Below are 10,328 nucleotides of genomic sequence, written 5' to 3' on the forward strand. Positions count from 1 at the left end.
AATCGAGCGACTATCGTCGTTGTCGGCGACCAACAGTATCCTCACGCCGGCGAAGGTCCGGTGCTGCGACTCCGATGCCGGCGGACTGGATGCGACTTCAAATTGCGCGGTGAACGAAAACGCGCTGCCGGTTCCCGGTTCGCTCGCCACCTCAACCGTGCCGTGCATCAGCACGACCAGCCGCGCGACGATTGCCAGTCCGAGCCCGCTGCCGCCGTATTTGCGCGAGGTCGAAGAGTCGGCCTGGCTGAAGGCGCGGAACAGCAGGTGGCGCTTGTCGTCGGCAATTCCGATTCCGGTGTCCGTCACCGTGAACTTGAGCCGGCCCGCGATGGTCGAGTCGGCCTCGACCGACACCAGCACCTGTCCCTTCTGCGTGAATTTGATCGCGTTGCCGATCAGGTTGATGAGGATTTGACCGAGTCTCAAGGCATCGCCGAGGACGAACTCGGGGACCTCCGGCGAAAACCGCACCATCAACTCGAGGCCTTTTTCGTGCGCGCGAATCGCCAGCGTCTCGAGCACCTTTTCGGTCACGTCTTTGAGGTTGAATTCGACCGCCTCGAGGCTGATCCGTCCGCTCTCGACCTTGGCCAGGTCGAGGATGCCGTTGATCAGTGCGAGCAACGCATGACCGTTGCTGATGACGGTGTTCAAATATCTTCGCTGCTCATCGTTCAGCGCGGTTTCCATCAGCTGATCGGACATCCCGAGAATCGAGTTCATCGGCGTGCGAATTTCGTGCGACATACTCGACAGGAACTCCGACTTGGCCCGCGACGCAGCCAGCGCCGCCTCACGCGCGGCGACCAGTTCGCGCTGGGTCATCTTGAGGTCCGAGATTCGGCGCGAAATCGTCAGACAGCAGAGCTGTCCGTGGAGCTCCAGGTTTACCGCCGAAAGAAGCACCGGATGCTCGGTGAGGTCCTTTTGACGGAAAGCGACCTCGAGGTTCCGGACTTCGTTGGTCCTGAGAAGTTGATCGCCGAAAGCGATCATTTCGTCCGGATGGATCCACATATTGAGCTCGGTGAAGTGATGGCCGACAGCCTCCTCGCGCGAAAACCCGGTCGCCCTGACGAACTCCTGGTTGACGTCTATGTAGTTGCCGTCGATTCCGGTCAGGGTCATGCTGTCGAGGTTCGCGTCGAACAGTTTGCGGAAGGTCTCCTCGCTCTCGGTCAGCGCCTTTACGGTCTCTTCGAGCTTGCGCGAGGCCCCTTTTGACGCGGTCAGGTCGCGAATCATCGTGACCACGCAGTCCTCGCCCTCGAGCTCGACGCGTACCGCGGCCAACAGCGCCGGCATCGGGCGGCCGTCGGGAAGCACGAAATCGACCTCCATGTTGCGCACGACGCCTTCGGCCATAATGCGATCGCGAAGCTGCTGATGTTGTTCCTCGCTCGCCCAGATCTGACGCTGGCCTTTGCGGGAATCGTCGAGGTCCTGCTGCCCATAGCCGAAGCGCTCGAATTGCTGGTTGAAATCGATGTAAGCGCCGTCGGATAGCCGCGTCACGACGATAATGTCCAGCGTTGCGTCGAAGATTTTGCGCAATGCGGCGTGACTGGCGCGCAGGTTGGTCTCGACCCGTTTCATCTCGGTGATGTCCCGGGTCATCGACATCACGCACGGCTCGCCGTTGGCTTCGATCATAGAGGCCGAGATCAGATTCGTCTCGTCGGTGCCGTCTTTTCGACGCTGCGTGATCTCCATGTTCTTGACGCGGCCGGTTTGGTTAATCTTCTCGACAAACCGAATCATCTGTTGTTCGTCAGGCCACATTCCAAGTGCGACGACGCTGCTCCCAATCACGTCGTCGCGAGTGTACCCCGCGACCTGGTACTCGTCGTTGACCAGAATGAAACGTCCGTCGGCGAGGCTGTTGACCGCGATGTTATCCGGTGATGCTTCGAACATCTTGCGCAGGACAGCCTCGCTGGTCTGCAGCTGAACGTGATCGCGTTCCCGCGCAGACGCGGCTTCAGCACGCAGATCCATTTCGCGGATGAGCGAGCGATGGTTGCTGGCCAGCGCCGCCAGGTGCTCGGCCAATTTCCGCCGATAGCGAGCGCCATGGACCGCAGTTATCTGCGACAACGCCAGCGCGCCCAATACCCTCGTCCAGTCGAGCGTCACACTGGGAGCCGGATCGGCGGCGTTCATCGAGTACCCAAGCATCGCAATCACTCCGCCGGCCTCGAGCGCCGCCTGCCAGCGCGGACTCCATGGCAGCAGCGCGCCTGCACCGAAGAAAAACAACACGATCGACGCGACCAGCGCGTCACAGTTGCCAGCGATCACCGCGATCCACGCCGTACTGGCTATGATCCCCGTACAGCTTACCAGCGCGATCGCGCGCCAGTTCCGCATCGCGCGCGACGACAACGCCGTCATGAACGCGATCATGCCCAGCGCAATGCAGGCGATGTGAAACGGGATGGTTTTCGCGTAGGTGAGCGGATACACGACGCGGTCGAGCACCGTGTATCCGATTTCAAGGGCGACTATCGCCAGTGCGCCCGTGCGCACTATCAACGACACCCCATCGAAGTTGTCGCCGTCGTCCATCGCGAGCGTCATCGCCGGTTCGATCGCGGCGACTTGGGCTATCGGTGCGGCAATGGGATGCGTGGTCGGCGCAGACGTGCCGTTGTTGGAGCGCCGCGCCGCAATCCCCAAGCCCTCGGCGGACGAATCGATCCGAGAGTCCACACGTGAACGGTAAGCAAATCCAATGCCCAACGGGGGATTGCAACAAACAGCTATCGTCGTCCGAGGTTGGCTTGCGTCGTCGAATTTCTACGCTGTCGCAGGCGGTGTCCCAAAATGCTCTGATCGAGCGCCGCCCAAAAACCGAAACGCGTCAGCCGCCGAGCGCCGTCTCGAAGTCCTCGATCAGATCGTCGCTCGACTCGAGGCCTATCGACAGCCGGATAAGGCCGTCGCCGATTCCCGCCCGCGCGCGCTCCGCCGCCGACATTCCCGAATGCGAAGTGGTGGACGGACGCGTGATCAAGGTCTCGACGCCGCCGAGGCTCGGGGCACTTATCGGTATCGTCACGCGATCCATGAAGCGGCCAGCCGCGTCGAGTCCGCCCTCCAGCTCGAAGCTCAGCACGCCGCCGAAACCGTCGAACAGTTCGCACGCGCGCAGGTGATTCGAATGGCTTTCGAGGCCCGGATAGTTCACCCGCGCGACCGCGCGATGCTGCTCGAGCCATCGCGCGACCTTGAGCGCACTTTCGTTCTGATGGCGCACGCGCACCGCGAGCGTCTTCATCCCGCGATGCAACAGGAAGCACGCATGTGGGTCGAGACTGCCGCCGAGATGGTTTTGCGTACGCGTAATGCCCTGGACCAGGTCCGCGCGCCCGATCACCGCGCCCGCGACGATGTCGGTGTGCCCGTTGAGGTACTTGGTGCCGCTATGCAGCGACAGGTCGAAGCCGATTTCCGCGGGACGAAAATTAATCGGACTGGCGAACGTATTGTCGATGATCGAGACCAGCCCGTTCTCAGCAGCGAAATCCACCGCCGCCTGCAAATCACTTACCTGGAGCAGCGGATTCGACATCGCCTCGACGTAGATTGCCTTGGTGTTGGGGCGAATCGCCTCGCGCCAGGTGGCCGGCTCGTCGCCGTCGACGAAATCCACCGACAGCCCGTAGCGCGGAAATTCCTCGACAAACAGATCGTGCGTGCCGCCGTAAACGCAGTCCTGCGCGAGGAGATGCCCGCCGCCGGCGAGGATGGTTAACAGCGTGGCCGAAATCGCCGCCATCCCGCTGGTCGCGACCAGCGCGGCCTCCGCATTTTCGAGCGCGGCGAGTTTGGCGTGCAGCACCGCGTGATTGGGAGTGTTGTTGAGGCGGATATAACGCAGGTCGTGGTAGCTGGTCTGCCCGGCGTATTCGTAGGTCGAGGACTGAAAAATAGGCATCGTGACCGCGCCGCCGATGAGCGGATCCGGCTCGCCCGCGTGAATCAGCTTGGTGTCGATCCCTTTGATAAGTCGCGCCATGGAGCCTCCGATTCCACGACATTTATCACTCGGCGCGTCACGGAAAATAGGTGTCTGCAGGTTTGCCGCCGATGCCTGCGACGTTGCCGACGACCGGCGCTTCGCCGGGGAGCGCGGAGCGTCCGAAAAGCGCCGCGGTTTGATCGCTATATAGTAGATGCCAGCGCGGGTCTTTCCTGACGACGTCGACGCCCTTGGTATTACCCCCCATCAGCACGTAGTCGTGCGGATATGCCTCGAGCAATTGCTCCGATCCCGGCATTCCGTAGAAAAACTTCGCGTAGTCGCCTTCCTGCTTGTCGGTGTAGACGAGCTCGGTGCGCGTGTCGATATAAACCTTGAACGCGTCGCCCATGTGCCAAATCACGTACGAGCCCCATTCGAACTGTGCAAGGATATTGCCGTGAAGTTTGTGCTGTTGCATGTACGTGAGCGCGCCGGTCGGCATCGGCTTCCAGGTTTTGAGGTTATTGGAGAACGTTCCACCGACGAGCGCGAGCGCAATCGCGCAAATCGCCATCAGCGCCGCGGGAGGCTCGTCGTTGCCGGCGACCTGCGCATCACTCTTGCGCTCGGCCCCGCGCTCCAACACCAGACTCGCGTGACGCGCCAGCGGAATCGCGACCGCGATCACGCCGATCGCTACGTTGCGCGCGGCATAGAAAGCGGCGCCGATGAAGATCGTCGCGACTGCGTCCAGTGCCGCGTCCTCGACGTTGGGAGTCATCGCAACCGCCGCAACAAATCCGGCGAACATCAGCAGGGGTGCCACATCACCAAGCAATTCGGCAGGGGAATTTCGCCACAGTGACAACATCATCTTCGGCAGAGGCACCCAGTCGGCGATCACTTGCCGAATCAGCGGATCGCCAACCGAATGCGCCACACCCGTCCATAATCCCACGCCGAATGGATTCAGAATCGTGGCCGCCGCGCATCCGAGCGTGACCAACGCGAGCCGCCACGCCGACGCGATGCGATCTGCGTCGCCAAACCATCCCTGGACGAACATGCTCGCAGCCGCGATGCCCATCGCGCCGAGTCCGACGATGTACCCGCCGTGAAAATTGGCCCACAACGCGAACATCGGAATCAGCGGCCACAGGATTGCACTTCCGCGGTAAACCTCGATCGCGAGCGCCATCATGACGACCGCGATCATCATGAAGGTGAAGAGCTGCGGCCGAAATTGCATTTGGGTCGAGATGGCGACGGCGCTGAGAATCAACGTCAGCCGCTGCACTCGTGCTGCCGCGCCGCTCGCGGAAATTCCGATCGCCAGTGCGACGATCAGGATGCTCGAGCAGATCAGCTTCAGAAGCTTGAGGCCGAAGACCCCGAGATGCGCGTAGAAGAAAGCCAGCGCCACCTGCGACAGCCATTCGTGATTGTGCCACGGCGCGCCAACCGCGCTGTACGAGTAAGTGTCGAAGCGCGGAATGTGGCCTGTGCGTAGCGTCGTCTGGCCGGTCAGCATGTGAATCCACAGATCCGGCTCGGCGAAGTTGTCAGCCGTCGCGAGTGCGATCGACAGGAGTACCGTCCATGGCGATGCGGAAAGGAGCGAGTAGCGCTGAGGCTTCAACGACGTGCGAGTGAATCACCGACAGAGAGCCTCCGCAATAGCTCAGCGCCCGAGCGCTTTCGCAGCGTTGGTCGCGCCGGTAGTCTAATCGCCGTGAAAGCAATCGTAGTGGGCGGCGACTCGGGTGCGGCTTCGAGTCCGGGCGTGGCTGGCCCGGACGGCTCCCCGTCTCAAGGCCGGGTGCGGGCTTTCGTCGACGTGTTCAGAGAGGCCAGCTGGCTGAACGCCGAGCGCGTCCGCGGCTACTCGAGACTGCTCTGCGCGTGCTACCTCGCACTGTTCGTCGCCTGGCTGGTATTCAGACCGGGCGGAATCCGGGCGACGCTGGCGCCCGTCGGTGGCGACTTCCCCCCGTACTATTCGGCTTCCTCGCTAGCGCTCCGGGGTGATCCTGCGGCGGTGTACGACCGCACGAAGCTGGCCGTCGCCGAGAAGGCGACGCTGGGCGCCAAATCTCCGGGTTTCCAGAGATTCGAATACCCGCCCATGTTTCTCACTATAATTTTCCCGCTTGCGATCCTCCCTTATAGCAGTGCGCTGATCGTCTGGACGCTGGTTGGGCTGGCGGCCTATTTGAGCATGGTGGGGAAAGTCGTGCCCGGGCGCGACACGCCGTGGGTGGCGCTCGCATTTCCGGGCGCGCTGCTGACGGTTCTCGACGGACAGAACGGCCTGATAACCGCTGCCCTGTTTGGCGGTGGATTGCTGCTGCTCGAACGCCGCCCTTGGGTCGCAGGCGCGTTTTTCGGACTGCTCTGTTACAAGCCGCAGTTCGGCCTCCTGCTGCCTCTGGTTCTTCTGGCAACGCGCCAGTGGCGAGCTATTGCCGGCGCGGCGCTGGTGGTCGCGGCGTTCGCGGGAATCTCGGCGGCGCTGTTCGGAATAGAGACATGGCGGGGGTTCCTGGCCATCGTCCCGGTAACGACCCACGAAATGCTGGAGCAGGGCGACATCGGATTCGGCAAGATTCAGAGCATCTTCGGCGTGGCGAGACTGTGGGGCGCATCTGTCCGGGCGTCTTACATGATGCAGGCGGCGGTGAGCATCCCCGCGGCGTGCGTGGTGTTGTGGGTCTGGCTCAAGCCCGGCGGATTTCCAGTCAAAGCCGCGGCCCTGGCCGTGGGAACCCTGCTGATCACCCCGTACTTTCTCGACTACGATTCGGTGCTGCTGGCGGTGCCTTTAGCCTGGCTGTCGTGGGACGCAATGCGCTCGGGTTTTCTGTCGTGGGAAAAATCGATCTTGTTTCTGGTGTGGTTCTTCCCAATGTTCGCACGAATACTGAGCCTGTTCGCGTCGTTGACGTTGATGCCATTGGTGCTCGCGCTGTTGATGTTTGACATCGTCCGGCGCGCCGCGATCTCGAGCACACCCGTCTTAGTGAGCCACGATTAAACACAATTCTGTGCGTCGCCGCATGCTTTCACCTATCGCATCGCGCCGGTAGTCTGGTCGGGGTGAAAGCTCTCGTAATCGGCGGCGGCATAATCGGCAGTTCTGTCGCATGGCGACTCGCGTCCGAAGGCGTCCAGGTTTCGGTGCTCGAACGCGGACGGCTCGGCCTCGAAGCTTCGTGGGCGGCGGCCGGACTGATCGGGCCGCAGGCCGAGGCGCACGAGCCCGGCGTGTTTTTCGATCTGGCGCTGGCCGGCAAGCGATCTTTTGATGCGATCGTTGAACGCCTCACGGCCGAGAGCGGCGTCGATCCCGAGTATGATACTAACGGCGTGCTCTACGTCGCGTTTGACGACGCCGCCCGCGCCGAATTGCAATCGCGAGCGCGATGGCAGCGCGCGGCCGGCGGCGACGTCGAAGAATTGTCGCCGCGCGAGGCCTTCACGCTCGCCCCGGTGCTGTCGGAAAAAATCATCTTCGCGCTGCACCTGCCAAACAATCGGCGCGTCGAGAATCGCAAACTCACGCTTGCCTATATCAACGCCGCCACCAACGCCGGCGCCGACTTTCGCGAGGGCGCCCGCGTCGATTCGGTTGCGATCGAGGGCGGTTGCGCGACAGGTCTGCGGCTGGCCGACGGCGCGCTGGAGACCGGCGACGTCATTATCAACGCCGCCGGCGCGTGGGCTGGCGACATCCGCGGCCTCGAGGACGATCGCATCCACTTCTACCCGGTACGCGGTCAAATCCTGTGTTTCGACGCGCGCCCCGGCCTGGTCGGACCGTCGCTGTTTTCAACCGCTGGAATATTGGTGCCGCGGCGCGATGGGCGCATTCTCGCCGGTTCGATCTTCGAGGACGCCGGCTTCAACAAATCCGTGACGCTCGACGGGATGGAACGAATCCTTCGCGCAGTGCGTGCGATGGTCCCGTCGATCGCCTCGATTCCTTTTCGCGAGGCGTGGGCGGGACTCCGCCCCGCGAGCGATGACCTGCTGCCGGTGCTCGGCCCGTCGCCGACCGTCGCCAACGTATTCTACGCCGCTGGCCATTTCCGCAGCGGTATCCTGCTCTCGGCGTTGACCGGAGAAGTGATCGCCGACCTCGTCAAGCAGCGCACGCCGTCGATCGATCTCACGCCATTTTCACCCGCGCGCTTCCGCAACGGCACCGCCCGCGCGGTAAAACTCGCCGACATGATATGAAGGCACTCGGACTGGTCCGCGACTTGTTCTTCCGCGCGAAGATTGACGCAGTCGCCGCCGCGGTCGGCGCCGAAGTCGAGTACGCGTCGTCTTTAGATGTGATCGCCGCGCGATGCGCCGAGCTTCATCCCTCGATCATCTTCACCGACCTTTCCGACGCCACATTTCCCGCGCTCGCAACGCTCGAGAAAGTCAGAGTCGCCGCGCCGGGCGCGCGCGTGATCGGATTCGCATCGCACGTCGATCTGAAACCGCTGAAGGCCGCCCGCGAAGCCGGCTACGAGCTGACGCTTTCACGCAGCGAATTCACCGCCCAACTTCCGGTCTTGCTGCGAGCGTCGCTGCGCTAACCGTCTGATTTATCTCGCCAGCTATTGCGCGGCTCTCGGTGCAGCGCCAGCGCTATTGCGCCATTTTCTGGTGACGTCTGCCTGCAAATGCATCTATGTGCATATATGCGATATGAAGAAATTAAGAAAAAGTGTTTTCGAGAGACTTGTAATCTTATAGCGACATTGATAAATACCGGCTCGGCTCATTCTGCCCGGAGTTTCTCCGAGGTCGCAACGACCTCAAAATGAGCCAACCACATATCCGTTCTCAATGATGTGACTGTTCGGGGGAGTTCGCGGACAGCCGGGAAATCCCAAAAGCGCGACCGACAGTTAGGTGCGAATGTGTACCCGCGCGATTTGAGGCGCGCGGTTGCGGAACAGCCTCGCCGGCGATTTTGGAAATCGACGGCAGGGCAAGGAGTCAGGATGTGAAGACTCAGACCGCTCTTGGGATAGTTGTTTTGACGCTGTGCGCAATCGTGACCGCGACGCCGCCCAACGCGCAAGCCGGACCCGCCAATCGCCGCGCCTCGACCGAGCCGCCGCCAAACTACCCAATCAATCTCGACGGTTTCGGCGCGCCGCTGCCGGCGGTCGCAAGCAGCATCCCAGACCTCTCGACTTTCGCCACCGGCCAGCTCAATTTCAAGGAAATCGAGGAATTGCCTCAACTGGGTCCGCTCTTCAACGGTACGACTTGTACGGGATGCCACTCGCAGCCGGCGACAGGCGGTGGTGGCCTCTTTATCAACGAGATCCGCGTGCGCAACAACACCGATCCGGGGCCGGTCCACATCTTTGCCGTCGATAATATGCTCCGCAACGGCGCGCAGTTGCAGGGTGGTACGCCGATCTTCGCCAGCGGCGTGCATGCCGAGCCGCTTGGATGCCAGATAACCGTTCCGGGATGCCAACTTTCGGCGTGTCAGCAAGAGGAGGCGATGAAGACCACGTTCAACACCGACTTGCCGACGTGCGACCCTACGAGCACGAATTTCGCGAGCGGGGGCGATTGTGTTGCCGGACGCGCCGCACTTGCGCTGCTCGGTGATGGACTGGTGGAGGCGGTATCGGATGAGGCGCTGATCCAGTTGGCGCAGAACGAGCCGCAATCAGTTCGCGGCACGGTCAAGATGGTCACCGAAAATTTCCTGCATACCGCGCACGTCGGCCGCTTCGGATGGAAGGACGATCACGCGTTCCTGCGCGCGTTCTCCGGCGACGCGTACCTTAACGAAATGGGAATCACGAACCCGGACAATCCGACCGACACCAGCGATTGCGCCATAGGCGTCAGTCAATACGGGATTACGCTGGAAGATACCGGCATCGAAGATCAGACCGGACCCGACGGCCGTGCCGACATCGATCGTTTCACGGACTTCATGCGCGCGCTCGCGCCGCCACCGACGATTCCGCAAAACTGGTCAGCAACCCGGGGCAAGGCGCTGTTCTCGGAGGTGGGATGCTCGGGATGCCACGCTCCGTCTCTCACCACAGCGTCGAATCCCGCATCGTTCATACCGGCTTCGACGGGCGGCACGCGGATGAGTTCGACCGTCAACCAGGCGCTGGCGCAGCAGACGTTCCATCCCTACGGCGATTTTTTGTTACACAACATGGGCGCGCTCGGCGATGGAATCACCTCGGGCGCCGCAGGACCGACGATCATGCGCACGGCGCCGCTATGGGGGCTGCGCGCCAAATCCATTTTCCTGCACGACGGTCGCGCCGCCGATTTGCCGACGGCAATTTCGCTGCACGACGGGCAGGGTAGGGCAGCG

The 10,328-nt window shown here is 62.1% G+C and carries 7 protein-coding genes; 4 read left to right on the forward strand and 3 right to left on the reverse strand.

Annotated elements, in window-relative coordinates; all coding sequences use genetic code 11:
* The 3 genes from VIW95_RS04075 to VIW95_RS04085 all read right to left on the reverse strand — a co-directional run.
* Positions 1-2,715 (reverse strand): PAS domain S-box protein (locus VIW95_RS04075; RefSeq protein ID WP_331584139.1); only part of this gene is annotated, 2,715 nt, incomplete at its 3' end.
* A gap of 151 nt (positions 2,716-2,866) precedes the next feature.
* Entirely contained in the window at positions 2,867-4,024 is a 1,158-nt protein-coding gene (locus VIW95_RS04080) for an aminotransferase class I/II-fold pyridoxal phosphate-dependent enzyme (protein ID WP_331584140.1), read from the reverse strand.
* A gap of 37 nt (positions 4,025-4,061) precedes the next feature.
* Positions 4,062-5,609, reverse strand: a complete 1,548-nt coding sequence (locus VIW95_RS04085; RefSeq protein WP_331584141.1) for a hypothetical protein — start codon at positions 5,607-5,609, stop codon at positions 4,062-4,064.
* 93 nt (positions 5,610-5,702) lie between these two features.
* Between VIW95_RS04085 and VIW95_RS04090 the strand changes: the two genes are divergently transcribed.
* From VIW95_RS04090 to VIW95_RS04105, 4 genes are all read left to right on the forward strand, one after another.
* Positions 5,703-7,004 (forward strand): glycosyltransferase family 87 protein, encoded by a 1,302-nt coding sequence (locus VIW95_RS04090; protein WP_331584142.1) that lies wholly within the window; start codon positions 5,703-5,705, stop codon positions 7,002-7,004.
* Between the two features lie 62 nt (positions 7,005-7,066).
* A complete protein-coding gene (thiO, locus tag VIW95_RS04095; protein ID WP_331584143.1) occupies positions 7,067-8,209 on the forward strand; it encodes a glycine oxidase ThiO in 1,143 nt (380 codons plus the stop codon).
* The gene (locus VIW95_RS04100; RefSeq protein ID WP_331584144.1) at positions 8,206-8,559 is read left to right on the forward strand and encodes a hypothetical protein; all 354 of its coding nucleotides are present in this window, start codon (positions 8,206-8,208) and stop codon (positions 8,557-8,559) included. The genes thiO and VIW95_RS04100 overlap by 4 nt, the downstream gene beginning before the upstream one ends.
* 413 nt (positions 8,560-8,972) lie before the next feature.
* Positions 8,973-10,328, forward strand: a 1,356-nt coding sequence (locus VIW95_RS04105; protein ID WP_331584145.1) for a di-heme oxidoredictase family protein, incomplete at its 3' end; no start/stop codon positions are given.

The organism is Binatus sp. (SeqCode) (assembly GCF_036522015.1).
Classification (GTDB): Bacteria; Desulfobacterota; Binatia; order Binatales; family Binataceae; genus Binatus.

Bases quoted from the DNA above. Each gene is read 5' to 3' on its own strand.
- VIW95_RS04100 (WP_331584144.1), top strand. From the start codon at position 8,206: ATGAAGGCACTCGGACTGGTCCGCGACTTGTTCTTCCGCGCGAAGATT.
- VIW95_RS04080 (WP_331584140.1), bottom strand. From the start codon at position 4,024: ATGGCGCGACTTATCAAAGGGATCGACACCAAGCTGATTCACGCGGGC.